The organism is Kineococcus mangrovi, from assembly GCF_041320705.1.
In the GTDB taxonomy this organism is placed as follows: Bacteria; Actinomycetota; Actinomycetes; order Actinomycetales; family Kineococcaceae; genus Kineococcus; species Kineococcus mangrovi.
This window is the reverse complement of record NZ_JBGGTQ010000004.1, coordinates 1-18,327: the sequence shown is the minus strand read 5'-3', so window position 1 is coordinate 18,327 and position 18,327 is coordinate 1. Positions and strand designations below refer to the sequence as shown.

Below are 18,327 nucleotides of genomic sequence, written 5' to 3'. Positions count from 1 at the left end.
TCGACGAGGGTGGGAGGATCGCCGGCATGAGCGACACCCTCAAGGACACCCTGCAGACCGACCTGACCACCGCCATGAAGGCTCGCGACGAGCTGCGGTCGGCCACCCTGCGCATGGTGCTCACCGCCGTCCGCGGCGAGGAGGTCGCCGGGAAGTCCGCGCGCACCCTGTCCGACGAGGAGGTCGTCACCGTCCTGCAGCGCGAGGCGAAGAAGCGCCGCGAGGCCGCCGAGGCCTACGACGGCGCCGGACGCGCCGAGCAGGCCGAGCGCGAGCGCGGCGAGCTGGGCGTCATCGAGACGTACCTGCCGACGCCGCTGACCGACGAGGAGCTGGACGAGCTCGTCGACGAGGCCGTCCTCGTCGCCACCGGGGAGGGCCTGACGGGCATGGGCGCGATGGGGGCGGTCATGTCCCAGCTCAAGCCGAAGGTCGCCGGCCGCGCCGACGGCAAGCGCCTCTCCGGAGCCGTGAAGGCCCGCCTGCAGGCCTGACACCCCCCGCAGCACGACGAAGGGCCCGGCTCCCCCACAGGGGAACCGGGCCCTTCGTCACCCCGTCAGGGGGTCACTCGTCGTCAGCCGTCTCGGGCGAGTCCTCCGGGGCCTCCGAGGACGGCGAGGGCGACGGGGCCTCCGACGTCTGGGTGGGCGTCGGGCTCGGGCTCGGCGCGGGCGGCGCACCCGAGCTGCGGGTGAGGGTGATGGTCGCCCCGGCCGCGGCGGTCCGGGCGCTCTGCGCGGCCACCAGCCCCGCGCTGATCTTGGACGACGACACCCGGCTGCGGGAGACCTGCACGTCGAACCCGGCGGCCTCCAGGGCGGCCGTGGCCGAGGAGACGCTGCGGCCCACCACGCTCGGGACGCGCAGCTTGCCGTTCGGGGCGACCGTCTTCAGCCCGTCGTTGGTGCCGTCGGTGAAGGTGAACTTCGGCGCGTTGAGGGCGTCGAGGGAGTCCCCGGCGGCGTTCGCCCAGATCGGGCCGGCGATGGTCGACCCGTACACCCTGCTGATGCGGCGGCCGTTGATGCGCGCGCCGTTCAGCGACTTCACCTCCGAGGCGTGACCAACCCAGACGGCGCCGGCCAGTCGCGGGGTGTAGGCGGCGAACCAGGTGTCCCTGCTTTTGTTCGTGGTTCCCGTCTTGGACGCCACCTGCCGGCCATCCAGCGGCGCCTTGGTGACACCGGCGGCGGTCCCGCTCGTCCACCCCTGCCGCAGCGCCTCGGTGACGTTGCGGGCGACGTTAACGTCCAGGACCTGCTTGCAGTCCGCCGACGGCACCTGCAGCGGATTGCCGTTGGTGTCCACCGCCTGCAGGATTGCCGTCGGCTTGCAGAAGTTGCCCTCCGCGGCGAACGCCGCGTAGGCGCCGGCGATTTCCAGCGGGTACACGAGGTTGGTGCCCAGCGTCATCGACGGGAGTCGGTCGAGTTCGAGGGTCGGCGGGTTCGACTTCACGGTGTCGAGCGGGGTCGGAGCCGCCTTGTAGACCCCCAGCGACTGCGCGGTGTTCGCAATGTCGCACAGGTCAAGCTGCTTCTCCATCGACATGAACGCGGTGTTCACCGAGTTCGCGGTGGCCTGTCGGACGGTCATCGAACCCCCGTTCCCGCCGCCCTCGGAATTGCTGTAGGGGTAGCGGCCGCCGCGCAGCTTCTGACCGCAGGCGGTGAAGGCGCTGAACGGGTCGTCACCCGAGCTGGGGGCGGCGACAGTGGAGTTCAGCGACCGGCCGGACTTCAGCCACGTCGCGAGGGTGAACGGCTTGAACGTCGACCCCTGCTGGAAGCCATTGGTGCCGCCCATGGCAAGAGATACGTTGTAGTTCTGGACGGTGACGCCGATCTGGTCATCGTCCGGGGAGTACGTCGTGTCCTGCGCCATGGCGAGGATGTGACCGGTGCCCGGCTGGACGAACGAGGCCGCCGAGCGCACCTCCTGGCCGGGGTTCACCCCGTCGTTGACGGCCTGCTGGGTGATGTTCTGGATGACCGGGTTCAGCGTCGTCGTGATCGTCAGCCCCCCGCGGCGCAGCAGGTTGCGCCGGTCCTCCGGGGTCGCGCCGAACGTCGGGTCGCTCTCGACGACGCGGACGACGTAGTCGCAGAAGTAGGCCGCGGTCCCGGCCGACAGGCAGCCCTGCCGGCTGGGGTTCTCCCGCAGTTCCAGCGGTGAGGCCACGGCGGCGTCGTAGGTGGGCTGGTCGATCCTGCCGAGCTCGAGCATCCGGGCCAGCACCACGTTGCGCCGCTTCACCGAGGCCTCGGGGTACTTCACCGGGTTGTAGGCGGCCGGGTTCTGCACCATGCCCGCCAGTAGCGCCGCCTCGGGCAGCGTGAGGTCCGCCGCGGACTTCGAGAAGTAGTACTGCGCCGCGGCCTCGACACCGTAGACGTTGTTCTGGAAGTAGGACACGTTGAGGTAGCCGGCGAGGATCTCGTCCTTCGACATCTCCTTCTCGACGCCGACGGCGAGCTTCATCTCGCGCAGCTTGCGCGCGTAGCCGTCCACGCCCTCGTGCTCGACGGCGGCGGCGGCGGCCTCGGAGTCGCCCTCCTGCACGGCCTGCTGGACGAGGACGTTCTTGACGAACTGCTGCGTCAGGGTCGAGGCGCCCTGGGTGCTGCCGCCACCGGCGTTGGACACCAGCGCGCGGACGATGCCCTTCATGTCCACCGCGCCGTGGCTGTAGAAGCGGTCGTCCTCGATCGAGGTGATCGCGTCGCGCATGACGGGCGCGATCTGGTCGAACGAGACCACCGAGCGGTTCTGGTCGTAGACCTTCGCCATCGGCGAGCCGTCGGCGTACAGGATCGTCGAGGCCTCCGACAGCGTCCTGTCCCCCAGGTCGCCCGGGAGCTCGTTGAAGATGTCGACACCCTCGCTGGTGAGGCTGCCCGTGGCGGCGACGGCGGGGACGACGAGTCCCGCGCTCAGCACGCCACCGGCGGCGCTGACGGCGGCGAACGCGGCGAGCAGGCGGAAGACCGGGCGCCGGGCGTGCTGCGTGGAGCGAGGGGCCATGCGGCCAGCGTAAGCGGAGTCCGCGGGGGACCGGGTGCGTCCACACGTCCTCCGCGGTCTGCGCGCAGGATCGTGACCGGACCGCGACCCTCCGCGGCGTTCCGCCGTCCGGGTGACGAGGGGGTGGCCCGAAGTGACTACCCCGGTTCCTCACAAGAGGCTCTGGAGCTCCCCGCACCCTCGACCATACGCTGCGGGTGTGCCCACTCGTGGGCACACGGGAAGATTCACAGGGATCGTTCCGAACCGGGGGGAACCGGGGCCGCTGCGGCCCCAGGCCGGCGAGGACGCTGACGGGAGGGGCCGTCGATGGCGTGGACGTTGGAATGGGCGAGTCGTGGAGCCTGCAAGGCGAGCACGGCGGACGACCTGTTCGTGCAGGGTTCGGCGCAGAACCGCGCCAAGCAGATCTGCGGGGGGTGCCCCGTGCGCACCGAGTGCCTGGCCGACGCGCTGGACAGCCGGGTCGAGTTCGGCGTCTGGGGCGGGATGACCGAGCGCGAGCGCCGCGCGCTGCTCAAGCGCCGCCCGAACGTGCAGTCGTGGCGCCGCCTCCTGGAGACCGCCCGCGACGCCGCGCTCAGCGCGGCCGCCGGTGAGGTCACCGGTTCGGGGACCACGGTCCCCGCGGGCGCGTCGGCGGACGCGCCGGCCGTCGCCGCCGTCTGACGCGACGGTCCGACGCCGCCACCCCCGGTCGTGTCGTGGCGGGCCACTACGGTGGCCGCCATGACCACCTGGGAGTACGCCACCGTCCCGCTGATCGTCCACGCGACGAAGCAGATCCTGGACCAGTGGGGCAGCGACGGCTGGGAGCTCGTCCAAGTCCTCACCGGTCCCGACGGCAACGGCCTCGTCGCCTACCTGAAGCGGCCCGAGCAGTGAGCGCGTCCGACCGTCTCGCCGAGCTGGGGCTGACCCTGCCGGAGGTGGCCGCCCCGGTGGCCTCGTACGTGCCGGCCACGCGCGACGGCGACCTCGTCCTGACGTCGGGCCAGCTCCCGTTCGTCGACGGCGAGCTGGCCGTCACGGGCAAGGTCGGTGCGGACGTCGACCCCGAGATCGCCCAGCGGCTCGCCGCGACGTGCGCGCTCAACGCGATCGCGGCCGCCGCGATCGTCGCGGGCGGGGTCGACGCCATCGAGCGCGTCGTCAAGGTCGTCGGCTTCGTCGCCAGCGACCCGTCCTTCACGGGCCAGCCCGCGGTGGTCAACGGCGCCTCGAACCTGCTGCGCGACGTCTTCGGCGACGCCGGGCAGCACGCCCGCAGCGCCGTCGGGGTGGCGGTCCTGCCGCTGGACTCCCCCGTCGAGGTCGAGATCACGGTGCGTGTCCGGTCCTGACGTGCCTGCTCGCCAGGTGTGGGCGGGTGGCCCGGTCACCGACCGGGCCACCTGCGTCCTGGAGGGCAACGCCGGCCCCATGACGCTGGACGGCACGAACACCTGGGTGCTGGCCGCGCCGGGGTCGGACGAGGCCGTCGTCATCGACCCCGGCGAGGACGACCGGGCCCACCGGGCCGCGGTCGCGGCGGTCCTCGCCGGGCGGCGCGTGGCCCTCGTCGTCGGCACCCACCGCCACCGCGACCACGTCGGCGGCCTCGACGCCTTCCTCGCCCGCCACCCCGCCCCCGTCGCCCGCGCTGCGGGCGAGCACCGGGCGGCGGGGCTGCACCTGCGGGTCCTGGCCACCCCCGGCCACACGTCGGACTCCGTCTGCGTGCTCCTGGACACCGGGGAGCTGCTGACGGGCGACACGCTGCTGGGCCGGGGCAGCACCGTCATCGCGACGGGCGTCGAGCAGGGCGTCGAGCAGGGCGGTGACGTCGGTGACCACCTGCGCTCCCTGGACCTGCTGCTGTCGCTGGACGTGGACGTCGTCCTGCCCGGTCACGGGCCGGTGGTGCAGGACCCGCGGGCGGCGCTGACGCGGCAGCGCGAGCACCGCCTGGCCCGGCTGGAGCAGGTGCGGCGGGCGCTCGCGGCCGGGCACCGGGACGTCGACGAGATCGTCACCGCCGTCCACGGCGATCTCGACGGCGGCGTCGAGGGGACGCTGAGGTGGGCTGCGGCGCAGTCGATCCGGGCCCAGTTGGACTACCTGGCCCGGCAGCCCTGAGGCGGGTCAGCGGGCGCGCTTGGCCAGCCGCTCGACGTCGTGCAGGACGACGGCCCGCGCCTCCAGCCGCAGCCAGCCGCGGGAGGCGAAGTCGGCCAGGGCCTTGTTGACCGTCTCGCGGGAGGCGCCGACGAGCTGGGCCAGTTCCTCCTGCGTGAGGTCGTGCGCGACGAGCAACCCGTCGGCGATGGGGCGGCCGAAGCGGCGCGAGAGGTCGAGCAGGGCCTTGGCGACGCGGCCCGGGACGTCGGTGAAGACGAGGTCGGCCAGGGCGACGTTGGTCCGCCGCAGCCGCTGGGCCAGGGCGCGCAGCAGGTGGCGGGCGACCTCTGGACGGCGGGCGAGCCAGCGCAGCATGTCGTCGTGCCCGAGGGCGATCAGCTCGGACTCGGACACGGCGCGGGCCGAGCTGGTGCGCGGGCCGGGGTCGAACAGGGACAGCTCCCCGAACATCTCCCCCGGCCCCAGGACCGCGAGGAGGTTCTCCCGGCCGTCGGGCCAGCTGCGGACGAGCTTGATCTTGCCGGTGCGGACGACGTAGACGCGGTCGCCCGCCTCCCCCTCGCCGAAGAGCTGCTGCCCGCGGTCGACGTGGACCGAGGCCATGGACTCCAGCAGCTCACCGGCGGCCTCGTCGTCGAGGGCGGCGAACAGCGGCGCGCGGCGCACGACGTCCCCGAGCCGGTCGCCGGCACGTTCGAGGGGACGGTCGGCGTCCGTCCCGCGCTCGACCTCGTGCTCCACCGACGACCTCCCGTACCGCGTCCTGCAGACCAGTGACGCGCGTCACTGCGGACGCGCGCGGAGACAGTCTGCCCCACCGCGCCCGGAAGCGACCGTCGAGGCCGTCCCCCGTCAGGGGGCCGCGACCCCGAGCAGCACCCGGCACCGCTCGGCCAGCACGTCCGTGGCGACGGCCAGCTCGGCCAGCAGCGCGTCCTCGTAGTCGGTCAACCTGATCTGGGCGTCGGCCAACTCGTGGAGCTGCTCGGGCAGGCCCCCGCCGCGGATGGGGCGGTCCAGCAGCAGCAGACCGCGCAACCCCCCGGCCGGGTCCAGCGCGTCCAGCGCGGGGTCGAGGTGGTGCTCCAGCGGCCCCCCGTGCGTGGCGGCCTCGAGCGGGACGTGCAGCTCCTCGGGCCCGCAGGCCGTGGCGACGAGCAGGTCCCGGCGGGCCCGGACGAGGCGGTACCAGTGCTGGACCCGGCGGACCTCCCCCTGCAGCAGCGAGCGCCGTCGGCGCAACGCCGGCAGCGGCAGCTCGGCCAGCTCGACGCGGACCGCCTGCCGGCAGCTCAGCTCGTCGGCCGCCGCCAGCACCCCCGACAGGACGGGTTCCAGGCGGCTCTCCAGGACGTCCCGGGGGAGGTCGCGGGCAGGCTCGGTGGGGTCGGGGTCGCGCGGTGCCATGACAGGCGTGTCGTCGCAGGTCGGGGGGCCCTTGACGGGCCATCACCCTCCCGGTGGTGTGCCGTCACCCGTCGGGAGTCCGCCCGGGGTCCCCCGTGACGGCGCGCAGCGCGGACCGACCGTAGGCTCGCCACGGTGAGCACGCAGGTGGAGACGCAGCTGGCCCGCACCCGCCGTGCCCGTCGCGTCCACCGCCTGCTCGCCCAGCGCTACCCCGACGCCCACTGCGAGCTCGACTTCACCACGCCGTTCGAGCTGCTCGTGGCGACCGTGCTGTCGGCGCAGTGCACGGACGCGCGCGTCAACCAGGTCACCCCCGCGCTGTTCGCGCGGTTCCCGACCGCGACCGCGCTGGCCGCCGCCGACCGCGCCGAGCTGGAGGCGCTGGTCCAGCCGACGGGTTTCTTCCGGGCCAAGGCGGACAACCTCCTCAAGCTGGCCGCCCAGCTGGTCGCCGAGCACGACGGGCTCGTCCCGCCCCGCCAGCACGACCTCGTCCGGCTCGCCGGGGTGGGCCGCAAGACCGCGAACGTCGTGCTGGGCGACGCCTTCGGCGTGCCGGGGCTGACCGTGGACACCCACGTGGGGCGGCTCTCGCGCCGGCTCGGGTTCACCACCCACGAGGACCCCGTGAAGGTGGAGACCGACCTGGCGGCGCTCATCCCCCGCAAGGACTGGACGATGTTCAACCACCGGGTGATCTTCCACGGCCGCCGCACCTGCCACAGCCGCCGGCCGGCCTGCGGGGCGTGCCCGGTCCTGCGGCTGTGCCCGTCGGCGGGCATCGGGGAGATGGACCCCGTCGGGGCCGCCGCCCTCGTCAAGCGACCGGCGCTCGCGTGAACGCGCTGCCGGACTGGCTGGGTCCGCTCGCGGCCCGGCTGCCGGACGTCACGGTCGCCGACCTGCGCTGGCGGGAGGACCGGCGCCCGGACCAGCGCTCCACACCCGCCGCGGTGCTCGTGCTCCTGGGCGACGGTGCGGCCGGCCCGGAGGTCCTGCTCACCGAGCGGGCCGGGACGCTGCGCCAGCACTCGGGCCAGGTGGCGTTCCCCGGTGGCCGGGCCGATCCCGGCGACGCGGACGCCGCGGCCACGGCGCTGCGGGAGGCCACCGAGGAGACCGGCCTGGACCCGGCCGGCGTGGACGTCCTGGGTGAGCTGCCGCCGCTGGGTCTGGCGCACTCCGGGCACCGCGTGAGCCCCGTCGTCGCGCACTGGCGCGAACGCGGCCCCGTCGGGGTCGTCGACCCCTCCGAGGTCGCCCGCGTCGAGAGCGTCCCGCTGGCCGAGCTGTTCGCCGCCGAGCGCTCGCTGACCGGCCCCGGCGGGTACACCGGTCCGGCGTTCGCCGTCCGCGGGCTGCTCGTGTGGGGGTTCACCGCAGAGGTGCTCGTGCGGGTCCTGGGCCTGGGCGGGCTGCGGCCACCTCCCCCGGCCCGGCTCGCGACGATCGAGCTCGACGAGGCGCTGCGGTGGGCGGGGGCGGGCGCGTGAGCAGCTCCGACGTCCTGGACCTCGTCCTGCTCCTGCTCCTGCTCGCCCAGGTCGTGGCGGGCTACCGCGAGGGGTTCCTCATCGGCGTCGCCGGCCTCGTCGGTCTCGTCGGCGGGGCCGCGCTCGGGGTGGTGGCGCTGCCGCCCCTCGTCACCGGCTGGGACACCGGGGTGCAGCGGAGCCTGGCCGTCGTGCTGGGGACGGTCGCGCTGGCCGTGGTCGGGCGGGTCGTGCTGGGGCTGGTGGCCGCGCGGGTCCGCTCCGTCGTGCGGTGGGAGCTCGCGCGGGTGCTGGACGCCCTGCTGGGGGCGGTGGCGTCCGCCGTCGCGACCCTGCTCGTCGTGTGGGTCGTCGCGGGAGCGGCCCGGCAGGCGCCGCTGCCGTCCGTCGTGCAGGCCGTGACGGGCTCGCGCGTCGTCGCGACCGTCGACGAGGTCGTGCCGCCCGAAGCCGACGACCTGCTCACCCGGTTCTGGTCCGCCGCGCAGGCCAACGGGTTCCCGCGCGTCTTCACGGGGCTGGACCCCGAGCCCATCGCCCCCGTCGAGGCGCCCTCCAGCGAGGTCCCGCCCGCGCTGCAGCAGCCGCTCGCGGCCGTCGTGAAGATCACCGGTGTCGCGCCGAGCTGCCGGCGCGGGCTGGAGGGCAGCGGGTTCGTCGCCGCCCGCCTCGACGGCGCCGCCCGCGTGGTGACGAACGCGCACGTCCTCGCGGGGGTCGCCGACCCGCTCGTGCAGCCCGGCGGCTCCTCCCGCCGCTACCCCGCGACCGTCGTCGCCTTCGACGCCGGCCGCGACCTGGCCGTCCTCGACGTGCCCGGCCTCGACGTCGCGCCCCTGCCGCGGGCGGACGAGCTGACCGCCGGGGACGCGGCCGTCGTCGCGGGCTACCCGCTCGACGGCCCCTACCGCGCCGAACCGGCCCGCGTCCGGCAGGTGCTGCAGGCCCAGGGCCGCGACATCTTCGACACCACCGACGTGCTGCGCGAGGTCTACTCCGTGTACGCCACGGTGCAGCCGGGCAACTCCGGCGGGCCGCTGCTCACCGAGGACGGACGGGTCGCGGGCGTGGTGTTCGCGAAGTCGCTCGACGACGCGCAGACCGGGTACGCGCTGACGCCGCGCGAGCTGGACGCGGTGCTGGCCGCGGCGGGGTCGCGGACCGAGGCCGTGGGCACCGGGGGCTGCGCGCGGGAGTAGCCCGCGCGCCCGCCCGGCGGGGGCGCCCGGCGCGAGGTCACCAGCGCGCGAGCCACCCCGCGAGCAGGGAGGTGAGGCGGGCGGGGGCCTCCTCGGGCACGTAGTGGCCCGCGCCCGGCACCTCCTCGAGGCGGTGCGGGCCGTGGGCGAAGCGGGCGCCGGCCTCCAGCGTCGCGCGGGAGACGGTGGGGTCGAGCTCGCCGCGCACCTGCAGGACGGGCACGTCGGTGCCGGCGCGCAGGGCGGCGGCGAAGCGGCGGCCGTCGGCGCGCACGGCCGAGCGCGCGATCCAGCGGTGGTACTCCAGCGCCGAGTGCGCGACGAACGGCACCCGGACGGCCTCGCGGTAGCGGGCGACGTCCTCCTCACCGGGCCAGCCGGGGCCGGAGCGTTCGCGCAGGACGCGGGCGACGCCGTCGCCGTGGACGAGGGAACGCTCGGGCAGGGCGGGCAGCTGCCGGGCCAGGGCGGTGCGGGTGGTGGACAGGCCCGTGCGCTCACCGAGGCGGTCGCGCAGCACGTGCCGCGTCAGCAGGGGGTGGCCGGCGCCGACGGCGACGACGCCGCGGACCTGCTCGGGGTGCAGGGAGGGCAGGGCCCACGCGGTGCGCCCGCCGATGCCCAGGCCCACGACGACGGCGTCGCGTTCCCCCAGGGCCCGCACGACGGCGGCCACGTCGGCCGCGGACGTCGGGGTGTCGTACCCGCGCGGGGGTTTGTCGGAGGCGCCGTAGCCGCGCAGGTCCATCGCGACGGTTCGGTAGCCCGCCGGGGCGAGGGCGACGAGCTGGGCGCGCCAGGCCCACCAGAACTGCGGGAAGTCGTGCAGCAGCAGGACGAGCGGCCCGTCACCGGTCTCGGCGACGTGGAAGCGCGCCCCGTGCGCCGCCACGAGGCGGTGCCGCCACGGACCCTCGACCAGGACGGCCGAGACGTCGGTGGCGGTCGCCCGCGCGGCGGCCCGGTCGCTCAGTGCCCGATGCCGCGGGCGTCGGGACGCCCGGAGATGGTCCTGGCGACGGGCTTGCCGGTCGCCGCGGCCTTGATGGCGGCGATGCTCTCCTTGGAGGTGCGGATGGTGCGCTCGGGCGGGCGGACCTGCTTGATGCGGCCGAACCCGATGGCCGCGGCGATGCCGGCGACGACGAGCATCGCGGCGGCGACGACGAGGAAGCTCAGCCAGATCGGCCAGCCGGCGCCCTCGTGCAGGGCGAACGCGACGGTGACCCCCAGGAAGACGAAGGCGACGAAACCGAAGAGCGCCGCGACGGCGAACAGGCCGCCGCCGAAGGCGCCGTGCTTCACGTCGGTCGTGATCTCGGCCTTCGCGAGGGCGATCTCGTAACGGACGAGCTCGGTCATGTCCTTCGTCGCGTCGGCGACGAGCTGACCGATCGTGCGTTCGGGAGCGCCGACGGGTCGGTCGTTCAGGGTGGTCATCCAGATCCTCCTAGGCCCGGTCGCGCTACCCGCGCGGGAGACGGGGCGCCGGGGAGCACCCTAGGAGCACCGCCCGGGCGGTGCACCGCCAGGGTGAGCGCGTCGCCGCCGGCGGGGGGACCGACGGCGACGCAAGGGTCGCTCTCGTACAGGGGGACGAGCGACGACCAGGACGACACTACGGCTCTCAACCTCTTCGCGGTGCCGATCGCGCGAACACGACGCGAGCGCCGCCGGGATTCGCCCGTTCGGAGCAGCGCGAGGACCGCTCAGCCCACCGGGCGCCACCGGGACAGCAGCGCCCGGTGGTCGCTGCCGGGGATCTCCTGCACGCGCGATCCGACCGCCCGCCAACGGTTCCCGTCAGCCAGGGCGTGGTCGATCGTGGCGCCCAGGAGGGCGGGGTGCCTGGCCGGCCAGGTGCCGCGCGCACCGGTGCCCGTCTGCGCACCGGCGTCGACGCACGAGCCCCGCAGGTGCAGGCCGGGGTGGTCGAGGGTGGCGTTGAGGTCGCCCGCGAGCAGCGCCCCCGGCGTCCGCGCGCACCAGTCGGCGACGGCCCGCACCTCGGCGGCCCACGGCAGGAGCAGCCCGGAGACGGGCGCGGCGGTGTGGGCGGCGGCCAGGACCGGCCCGTCACCGGAGACGGGCGCGGCGGTGACGACGGCCTTCACCCCGCCGGTCAGCTCCCCGGTCGCGCGGTACTCCCCCAGCCGGTCCGAGACGAGCAGCGCCGTGCCGAACCGGTCGTCGCGGTCGTCGCGGTAGAAGACCTGCACCCCGGTGCCGGTGGCCGTCTCGATGCGGGTGGCGACGTCGTCGGCGTACTCGCGCGTGGACTCCGGCAGCGACACGACGTCGGCGAGGCCGTCGACGGCGAGCCGGGCCACCCCGTCGCGGTCGGCGCGGGCGAGGTAGACGTTGGCCGCCAGGACGGTCACGTCCCCGGCGCGCGCGGCCGGCACCTGCCCGGGCGAGACGCCGCGGGCGAGGGTCGTGCCGAGGGAACCGGCCGCGGCCAGGGCCAGCGCCGTCGCGGCGGGCAGGGTGCGCCGCCAGCGCAGACCGGTCAGGCCCGTGAGGACGGCCAGACCGGCGAGGCCGAGGCCGACCGGCACGCGGAACGGCACCGTCCACACGAACGGGCGCTGCCCGGCCAGACCGAACCAGTCCGGGGCCCCGACGACGGCCGCCCCGGCGGCCACGGCCCCGGTCGCCACGACGGTCCCGACGAGCGCGGCGGTGCTGCGGGGACGACGTTCGCGGGGCACCCCACCACAGTGCCGCACCCCCGCCCCCGGCGCGTGGCCCGGAGGAGGGGGTGCGGTGCAGATCTGCGGTCAGTCCTGGGACGAGGCGGTCATGCCGGCCGAGATGGCGTCCATGACCGAGGAGTCCGTCAGCGTCGTGACGTCCCCGGGCCGGCGGTGCTCGGCGACGTCCCGCAGGAGACGGCGCATGATCTTGCCCGAGCGGGTCTTCGGCAGCTCCGCGACGACCATGATCGACCTCGGCTTGGCGATGGGCCCGATCTCCCTGGCGACGTGGTCGCGCAGGTCCGCCACGGTGTCCGGCCCCTGCTCGTGACCGCCGCGGAGGATGACGAACGCGACCACGGCCTGCCCGGTCGTCTCGTCGCTGGCCCCCACGACCGCGGCCTCGGCGACGTCGGGGTGGGACACGAGCGCGGACTCGATCTCCGCGGTGGACAGCCGGTGCCCGGAGACGTTCATGACGTCGTCGACGCGGCCGAGCAGCCAGATGTCGCCGTCCTCGTCGCGCTTGGCGCCGTCCCCGGCGAAGTAGCGGCCCGGGAAGCGCGACCAGTACGTGTCCTTGAAGCGCTGCTCGTCGCCCCAGATGCCGCGCAGCATCGCCGGCCACGGCTCGGTGAGGACGAGGTAGCCGGTCTGCCCGGGGCCGACGGGCTCGCCCGCGTCGTCGACGACGTCGGCCACGATCCCCGGCAGCGGCACCTGCGCCGACCCCGGCTTCAGCGCGGTGACGCCGGGCAGCGGGGCGATCATCTGCGCGCCCGTCTCGGTCTGCCACCAGGTGTCCGCGACGGGCGTGCGCTCGGACCCGATGACGCGGCGGTACCAGTTCCACGCCTCGGGGTTGATGTTCTCCCCGACGCTGCCCAGCACGCGCAACGAGGACAGGTCGTGGCGGGCCGGGTGCTCCTCGCCCCACTTCATGCAGGTGCGGATCGCCGTCGGCGCGGTGTAGAGGACGGTGACGCCGTACTTCTCGACGATGGACCACCAGCGGTCCTTGTCGGGGGTGTCCGGGGTGCCCTCGTAGACGACCTGGGTCAGCCCGTTCGCGAGCGGGCCGTAGACGATGTAGCTGTGGCCGGTGACCCAGCCGATGTCGGCGGTGCACCAGTAGACGTCGCGCTCGGGCTTTACGTCGAACACGTTCTTCGTCGTGTACGCGGTCTGGACGAGGTACCCGCCGGAGGTGTGCAGGATGCCCTTGGGTTTGCCCGTCGTGCCCGAGGTGTACAGGACGAACAGCGGGTTCTCCGCGTCGAACGCCTCCGCCTCGTGCTGCGGCGCAGCGGCTTCCAACGCCTCGTGCCACCACACGTCGCGGCCCTCGACCCAGTCGACGGCCTCGCCGTTGCGGCGCACGACGAGGACGTTCGTGACGCTGGGGGCGCCCTTGGCCAGGGCCGCGTCGACGGCGGGTTTCAGCGTGGTGGGCTTGCCTCGGCGGTAGGAGCCGTCGCAGGTGATGACGAGCTTGGCCTGCGCGTCGTCGATGCGGGAGTTCAGCGCGTCGGCGGAGAACCCGCCGAACACCACCGAGTGCGCCGCCCCCAGCCGGGCGCACGCCAGCATCGCCACGACGGACTCGACGAGCATCGGCAGGTAGATCGCGACGCGGTCACCGCGCTCGACCCCGAGCGACGCCAGCGCGTTCGCGGCCCGCTGGACCTGCTCGTGCAGTTCGGCGTACGTGACGGCGCGGGTGTCGCCCGGTTCGCCCTCGAAGTGCAGCGCGACCCGGTCGCCGTGCCCGGCCTCGACGTGCCGGTCCACGCAGTTCACGGCGACGTTGAGCTTCCCGCCGACGAACCACCGCGCGAACGGGGCGTTCGACCAGTCCAGGACGTCGGTGAAGTCGGTGTCCCACGTGACGTTCTCGCGGGCCTGCTCGGCCCAGAACCCGAGCCGGTCGGCCGCGGCCCGCTCGTAGAGGTCGGCCTGTGCGACGGCCTGCGCCGCGAACTCCGGGCTCGGCGGCACCGTGGGGGTGGTCGGCTGGTCCTGCGGCGTGCTCACGGACGTCCTCCTCGACAGCCTGCTCTCGCGGTACGCGACGAGGTTAGCCGTCGGGGGTCGCGGGTGCGTCGCGGGTACCGACCGCCCGGGGTGCGCCTCGTTGCCTCCCCGGGGCCGATCATCGGCTGCGTGGGGCCAACGAGGCGCACTCCGGGCGGTGAGGAGCAGCGGAGGCGCGGAGGTCCCTGTTGCCTCCCCAGGGCCGATCATCGGCCCCGGGGAGGCAACGAGGACTCACCGCGCGGCCACGGGAGCGCGCCCCGGGGTCAGGCGCCCCGGGGTCAGGCGCCAGGGGTCAGCAGCCGGGGTCGGGCGGGGGGCCTCACTTGCGCCCGGTCCGCCACTTCATCCCCCACCCGAACGCCTCGTCGAGGGCCTGCTGGCCGCCCTGGACGTACCGCACCTCGCGCTGGACGGACACCTCGCGGCCGTCGGAGGTGATCTGGGCGATCGCGCACATGGGCGAGCGGTCGTCGTGCTCGTCCAGGCGCACCTCGATCTCGGGGCCTGCGGCCGGGTGCAGGGTCACGACGCCGTCGGCGGCGGCCCAGTTCGGCACGCCCTCGTAGATGAAAGCGAAGACGAGGACCCGCTTGATGCGGGCCGCCTGGCCGAGGTCGACGTAGAGGTTCTCCCCGCCGCCGCCGGTGCGGTCGTCGCCGTCGAGCCAGACGACGGGCTCGCCCGCGCCGCGGTCGCGGAAGGCGTTGCCGAGGGCCTGCACGACGCCCTTGGAGCCGTCGGAGAACTCGTAGAGCGCGCCGATGTCGAGGTCGATGCCCGTCGGGGGCGCGGCGGCGGCCTTGAGCTTGGAGAGGAACCCGCCACCGGAGGCCGGTGCGGCCCCGGCCGGGCGGGCGTTCCAGGCCAGGTGGACCCGCAGCGTCCCGCCGGTCGCGCCGGACTTCGACAGCGACACCTTCGGCGCGGACTTGGTCAGCGTCACCTTCGACAGCGACAGGCCCCCACCTCCTGCGCCCGCGGGCGGCTCGGGGCTGTTCGCCTTCTTCGAGTAGTCGATGGCCACGGGTCCGACGCCTTTCGTCCGGGAACTGTCTCCCGGCCAACGTACGGCTGCCCCGGGTAGTGCCGTCAGGTCCAGGGACCGGCGAGCAGCGCCCCCGTCAGCGGCGCGGACGGGTCCGCGCCGAGGTCGAGCCCGGAGGCCGGCGCCCCCGCGCGGACGAGCAGGTCCCCCACGGCCGCGATCATCGCGCCGTTGTCCGTGCACAGCCGGATCGGCGGCACCCGCAGCTGCACACCCGCTGCGGCGCAGCGCTCCTCGGCCAGCGACCGGACGCGCGAGTTCGCGGCCACCCCGCCGACGAGCAGCAGCGTGTCGACCCCGTGCTCGCGGCAGGCCGCGAGGGCCTTGCAAGTCAGGACGTCGGCGACGGCCTCCTGGAAGCTCGCGGCGACGTCGGCCACGGGCACCTCGCCGCCGGCGTCGACGCGGGCCTCGACCCAGCGCGCGACGGCGGTCTTGACCCCGGAGAAGGAGAACCCGTAGGCGGGGTCGGAGGGGCGGGACAGCGCGCGGGGGAAGGCGATGGCGTGCGGGTCGCCCTCGCGCGCGACGCGGTCGACGACCGGGCCGCCGGGGTAGCCGAGCCCCAGGACGCGGGCGATCTTGTCGAACGCCTCCCCCGCCGCGTCGTCGATCGTGTCGCCGAGGTGGACGATCGGGTCGCGGCCGAGGTCGCCGAGCAGCAGCAGGGACGTGTGCCCGCCGCTGACGACGAGCGCCACGCAGCGCGGCGGCAGCGGGCCGTGCTCCAGGACGTCGACGGCGGCGTGCCCGGCGAGGTGGTGGACGCCGTACAGCGGCTTGTCGAGGGCGAAGGCGAGCGCCTTGGCCGAGGCGAGCCCGACCTGCACGGCCGTCGACAGCCCCGGCCCGGCGGTGACGGCGACCGCGTCGACGTCGGACAGCTGCAGCGCGGCCTTCTCCAGCGCCTCGTGCAGCACGGGGACGATCGCCTCGAGGTGGGCGCGGGCCGCGACCTCGGGGACGACGCCGCCGAAGCGGGCGTGGGCGTCCATGCTCGAGGCGAGCGCGTCACCGAGCAGCACGCCGTCGCTGACGAGGCCGACCCCGGTCTCGTCGCAGCTGGACTCGACGCCGAGGACGATCACGACGGCGCCCGCAGCCCGGCGGCCTCGAGGATCTGCGCGCGTTCCTCGGCGCCGAGCCGGTCGACGTAGACGACGCCGTCGAGGTGGTCGCTCTCGTGCTGCAGGCAGCGGGCCAGCAGACCGGTCCCGACGATGCGGACGGGCTCGCCGTGGACGTCGACGCCGCGGACCTCGGCGGTGTCGGGGCGGGCGAGGTCGGCGTACTCCCCCGGCACGGACAGGCAGCCCTCGCCGTCGAGGTCGAGGCGGCGCTTGCGGCCGGTCGGCAGGTGCAGCACCGGGTTCACGACGTGGGCGACGACGTTCTCCCCCGTCGTCTCGGACCCGGCGTCGGGGCAGTCGACGACGAACACGCGCGCGTCGACGCCGATCTGGTTGGCGGCCAACCCCACCCCGTCGGCGGCGTCCATCGAGGCGAACATGTCCGCGACGAGCTGGACGAGGTCGTCGTCGAACGTCGTCACGGGGGTGCAGGGGCGGTGCAGGACGGGCGTGAAGTAGCGCGTGATCGGGTGCACGGCACCGGTGCGGCCCTCGAAGACGACGGGGTCGCGGTCGGCCTGGTCGGCAGGGGGCGACGCGGGGTCCTCAGCAGAGCTCACGACAGGTGATCGTAGGTCAGGGCGGGTCGGGGCAGGTCGTGGAACCGGACCGCGAGCAGGGCCACGTCGTCCCCGCCGGCGTGGGCGACCTCGGCGAGCAGGTCGTCCAGGGCCCCGGCCAGGTCGGGGACGGCCAGGCCGGCGGCGCGCCCGCGCAACCACTCGATCCCGGTGTCGAGGTCGAGGTCGCGGCGCTCGACGAGACCGTCGGTGTAGAGCAGCAGCGTCGCCCCGGCGGGGACCTGCACGACGTGGTCGGCGCGGTGCCCGGCCCCCACCCCGAGCAGCAGGTCCGGGGCGGCGTCCAGGACGCGGGCGCTGCCGTCGGCCAGCACGAGGACGGGCGGGGGGTGCCCGGCGTTGGCCCAGCGCAGGGTCCGCACCCCCGCGGCGCGGTCGGCGGCGGACTGCTCGACGCGGGCGACGAGGCAGCTGGCGAGGATCGCGTCGGTGCGGAAGGAGTCGACGACGGCCTCGAGGCGGTCCAGCAGCAGGGCGGGCGGGTCGTCGCGGTCGACGGCGAGGGCGCGCAGGGCGATGCGCAGCTGGCCCATCTCGGCCGCCGCGGTGATGTCGTGCCCGGTGACGTCCCCGATGACGAGCAGGGTCGTCCCGTCCGGCAGGAGGATCCCGTCGTACCAGTCGCCGCCGACCTGGTCCTCGGCGTGGGCGGCGACGTAGCGGGCGACGAGCTCCAGGCCGCCGACCTGCGGCAGGTCCGTCGTGAGCAGGGAGTTCTGCAGGGTGCGGGCGGTCGCGGTCCGCTCGTCCAGGAGCAGGGCGCGTTGCAGCGCCTGGGTGGTGTAGGAGACGAGGGCCACGAGCATGGCCCGCCGGCTCTCGGGCAGGTCCGGTTCCTCGGTCCAGACGACGGTGAGCAGCCCGACGGCCCGGCCGGCCGCGACGAGGGGCACGGTGGCCAGGAACCGCACGTGCGCGGCGTCCCAGCGGTGGGTGAGGTCGGGGAACTCGGCGCGCAGGGTGGCCTCGTCGTCGAAGCGGGGCCGTCCCTCGCGCAGGGCCAGCGTCCCGGGGCCGGGGTCGTCCAGCGGCAGGTCCTGCCACTCCTGCCGGGCACCCGGCGCGTAGCGGCCGGTGAAGGGGGTGCGCAGCACCCGTCGGTCGTGGTCGACGACCGACAGGGCGGCGTGGGCGGCCCCGAACCCGTCGCGGGCGGCCGCGGTGGCGACCTCGGCGACGTCGGCGACCGTGCGCGTGGCCGTCAGCGCCTCGGACAGCCGCAGCAGCCGCGTCGTGTGCTCCAGGGAGCGCTGCAGCGAGCGGGTGAGGGCGTCGCGCTCGACCTCCAGCGCCCGCTCGGCGGTGACGTCGCGGAACGAGCACAGCACGGTGCGCTCGTCGTCCGGGCCGTCGACGCGCCGGGCCCGGACGGCGATCCACCGGTCGGTGCCGGGGACGGGCCCGGTCCAGGTGACGAGGCCGCCCTCGGCGCGGGTCCGGCGCAGCTGGGCGTGGAAGTCGCTGCCGACCGCGGCGGGGAAGACGTCGGACAGCGGCCTGCCGACCATGTCGGCGGGGGTCAGGCCGTGGATCGCGGCGCCGGCGGCGTTGACGTGCTCGACGCGCCCGTCCCCCGCGGCGAGCCCCA

Annotated in this window: 19 protein-coding genes; 8 read left to right on the top strand and 11 right to left on the bottom strand. The window is 75.0% G+C overall.

The window, feature by feature from the left end; genetic code table 11:
- Window positions 1–26 precede the first annotated feature (26 nt).
- Entirely contained in the window at window positions 27–494 is a 468-nt protein-coding gene (locus AB2L28_RS08915; RefSeq protein ID WP_370718412.1) for a GatB/YqeY domain-containing protein, read from the top strand.
- Between the two features lie 73 nt (window positions 495–567).
- Here the strand turns inward: AB2L28_RS08915 and AB2L28_RS08910 are convergent, their stop codons facing one another.
- Window positions 568–3,027, bottom strand: coding sequence for a penicillin-binding protein (locus tag AB2L28_RS08910; RefSeq protein WP_370718411.1), 2,460 nt, complete (start codon window positions 3,025–3,027; stop codon window positions 568–570).
- A gap of 309 nt (window positions 3,028–3,336) precedes the next feature.
- Here AB2L28_RS08910 and AB2L28_RS08905 point away from each other — a divergent pair, with 309 nt between their 5' ends.
- Genes AB2L28_RS08905 through AB2L28_RS08890 form a run of 4 tightly spaced genes read left to right on the top strand, consistent with a single transcriptional unit; the run spans window position 3,337 to window position 5,145 of the window.
- Window positions 3,337–3,696 carry a WhiB family transcriptional regulator gene (locus tag AB2L28_RS08905; protein ID WP_370718410.1) on the top strand — a complete coding sequence of 120 codons (360 nt, stop codon included), beginning with the start codon at window positions 3,337–3,339 and terminating at the stop codon, window positions 3,694–3,696.
- A gap of 60 nt (window positions 3,697–3,756) precedes the next feature.
- Complete coding sequence (sp36, locus tag AB2L28_RS08900) at window positions 3,757–3,912, top strand: Sp36 family protein (protein ID WP_370718409.1); 156 nt, start codon at window positions 3,757–3,759, stop codon at window positions 3,910–3,912.
- Window positions 3,909–4,370 carry a RidA family protein gene (locus AB2L28_RS08895; protein WP_370718408.1) on the top strand — a complete coding sequence of 154 codons (462 nt, stop codon included), beginning with the start codon at window positions 3,909–3,911 and terminating at the stop codon, window positions 4,368–4,370. The genes sp36 and AB2L28_RS08895 overlap by 4 nt, the downstream gene beginning before the upstream one ends.
- Before the next feature lies 1 nt (window position 4,371).
- Complete coding sequence (locus AB2L28_RS08890) at window positions 4,372–5,145, top strand: MBL fold metallo-hydrolase (protein ID WP_370718407.1); 774 nt, start codon at window positions 4,372–4,374, stop codon at window positions 5,143–5,145.
- Window positions 5,146–5,151: 6 nt separating this feature from the next.
- Here AB2L28_RS08890 and AB2L28_RS08885 read toward each other — a convergent pair whose 3' ends face one another.
- Entirely contained in the window at window positions 5,152–5,814 is a 663-nt protein-coding gene (locus tag AB2L28_RS08885) for a Crp/Fnr family transcriptional regulator (protein ID WP_370718830.1), read from the bottom strand.
- A 186-nt stretch (window positions 5,815–6,000) separates the two neighbouring features.
- Window positions 6,001–6,555, bottom strand: coding sequence for a hypothetical protein (locus AB2L28_RS08880; RefSeq protein ID WP_370718406.1), 555 nt, complete (start codon window positions 6,553–6,555; stop codon window positions 6,001–6,003).
- A 135-nt stretch (window positions 6,556–6,690) separates the two neighbouring features.
- Between AB2L28_RS08880 and nth the strand changes: the two genes are divergently transcribed.
- Genes nth through AB2L28_RS08865 form a run of 3 tightly spaced genes read left to right on the top strand, consistent with a single transcriptional unit; the run spans window position 6,691 to window position 9,250 of the window.
- Complete coding sequence (gene nth, locus AB2L28_RS08875) at window positions 6,691–7,398, top strand: endonuclease III (protein WP_370718405.1); 708 nt, start codon at window positions 6,691–6,693, stop codon at window positions 7,396–7,398.
- Window positions 7,395–8,051 (top strand): NUDIX hydrolase, encoded by a 657-nt coding sequence (locus AB2L28_RS08870; protein ID WP_370718404.1) that lies wholly within the window; start codon window positions 7,395–7,397, stop codon window positions 8,049–8,051. Before nth ends, AB2L28_RS08870 begins: the two co-directional genes overlap by 4 nt.
- Window positions 8,048–9,250, top strand: a complete 1,203-nt coding sequence (locus AB2L28_RS08865) for a MarP family serine protease (protein ID WP_370718403.1) — start codon at window positions 8,048–8,050, stop codon at window positions 9,248–9,250. The genes AB2L28_RS08870 and AB2L28_RS08865 overlap by 4 nt, the downstream gene beginning before the upstream one ends.
- Before the next feature lie 37 nt (window positions 9,251–9,287).
- Here AB2L28_RS08865 and AB2L28_RS08860 read toward each other — a convergent pair whose 3' ends face one another.
- The 8 genes from AB2L28_RS08860 to AB2L28_RS08825 all read right to left on the bottom strand — a co-directional run.
- Entirely contained in the window at window positions 9,288–10,142 is an 855-nt protein-coding gene (locus AB2L28_RS08860) for an alpha/beta fold hydrolase (RefSeq protein WP_370718402.1), read from the bottom strand.
- 77 nt (window positions 10,143–10,219) lie between these two features.
- A complete protein-coding gene (locus AB2L28_RS08855) occupies window positions 10,220–10,690 on the bottom strand; it encodes a phage holin family protein (protein ID WP_370718401.1) in 471 nt (156 codons plus the stop codon).
- Window positions 10,691–10,959: 269 nt separating this feature from the next.
- Window positions 10,960–11,961, bottom strand: a complete 1,002-nt coding sequence (locus AB2L28_RS08850) for an endonuclease/exonuclease/phosphatase family protein (RefSeq protein ID WP_370718400.1) — start codon at window positions 11,959–11,961, stop codon at window positions 10,960–10,962.
- A 69-nt stretch (window positions 11,962–12,030) separates the two neighbouring features.
- Window positions 12,031–13,980, bottom strand: coding sequence for an acetate--CoA ligase (acs, locus tag AB2L28_RS08845; protein WP_370718399.1), 1,950 nt, complete (start codon window positions 13,978–13,980; stop codon window positions 12,031–12,033).
- Window positions 13,981–14,302: 322 nt separating this feature from the next.
- On the bottom strand, window positions 14,303–15,007 hold the full coding sequence (locus tag AB2L28_RS08840) for a tellurium resistance protein (protein WP_370718398.1): 705 nt from the start codon (window positions 15,005–15,007) through the stop codon (window positions 14,303–14,305).
- A 65-nt stretch (window positions 15,008–15,072) separates the two neighbouring features.
- Entirely contained in the window at window positions 15,073–16,116 is a 1,044-nt protein-coding gene (gene tsaD / locus AB2L28_RS08835) for a tRNA (adenosine(37)-N6)-threonylcarbamoyltransferase complex transferase subunit TsaD (protein WP_370718397.1), read from the bottom strand.
- The gene (def, locus tag AB2L28_RS08830; protein ID WP_370718829.1) at window positions 16,113–16,634 is read right to left on the bottom strand and encodes a peptide deformylase; all 522 of its coding nucleotides are present in this window, start codon (window positions 16,632–16,634) and stop codon (window positions 16,113–16,115) included. The genes tsaD and def overlap by 4 nt, the downstream gene beginning before the upstream one ends.
- 80 nt (window positions 16,635–16,714) lie before the next feature.
- Window positions 16,715–18,327: SpoIIE family protein phosphatase (locus tag AB2L28_RS08825; protein ID WP_370718396.1), on the bottom strand; the 1,613-nt coding region annotated here is incomplete at its 5' end.

What these genes read in the sequence shown, in the direction of transcription:
- sp36 (WP_370718409.1), top strand. Translation starts at nt 3,757, where the DNA reads ATGACCACCTGGGAGTACGCCACCGTCCCGCTGATCGTCCACGCGACG.
- AB2L28_RS08915 (WP_370718412.1), top strand. Translation starts at nt 27, where the DNA reads ATGAGCGACACCCTCAAGGACACCCTGCAGACCGACCTGACCACCGCC.
- AB2L28_RS08855 (WP_370718401.1), bottom strand. Translation starts at nt 10,690, where the DNA reads ATGACCACCCTGAACGACCGACCCGTCGGCGCTCCCGAACGCACGATC.
- AB2L28_RS08910 (WP_370718411.1), bottom strand. Translation starts at nt 3,027, where the DNA reads ATGGCCCCTCGCTCCACGCAGCACGCCCGGCGCCCGGTCTTCCGCCTG.
- AB2L28_RS08880 (WP_370718406.1), bottom strand. Translation starts at nt 6,555, where the DNA reads ATGGCACCGCGCGACCCCGACCCCACCGAGCCTGCCCGCGACCTCCCC.
- AB2L28_RS08905 (WP_370718410.1), top strand. Translation starts at nt 3,337, where the DNA reads ATGGCGTGGACGTTGGAATGGGCGAGTCGTGGAGCCTGCAAGGCGAGC.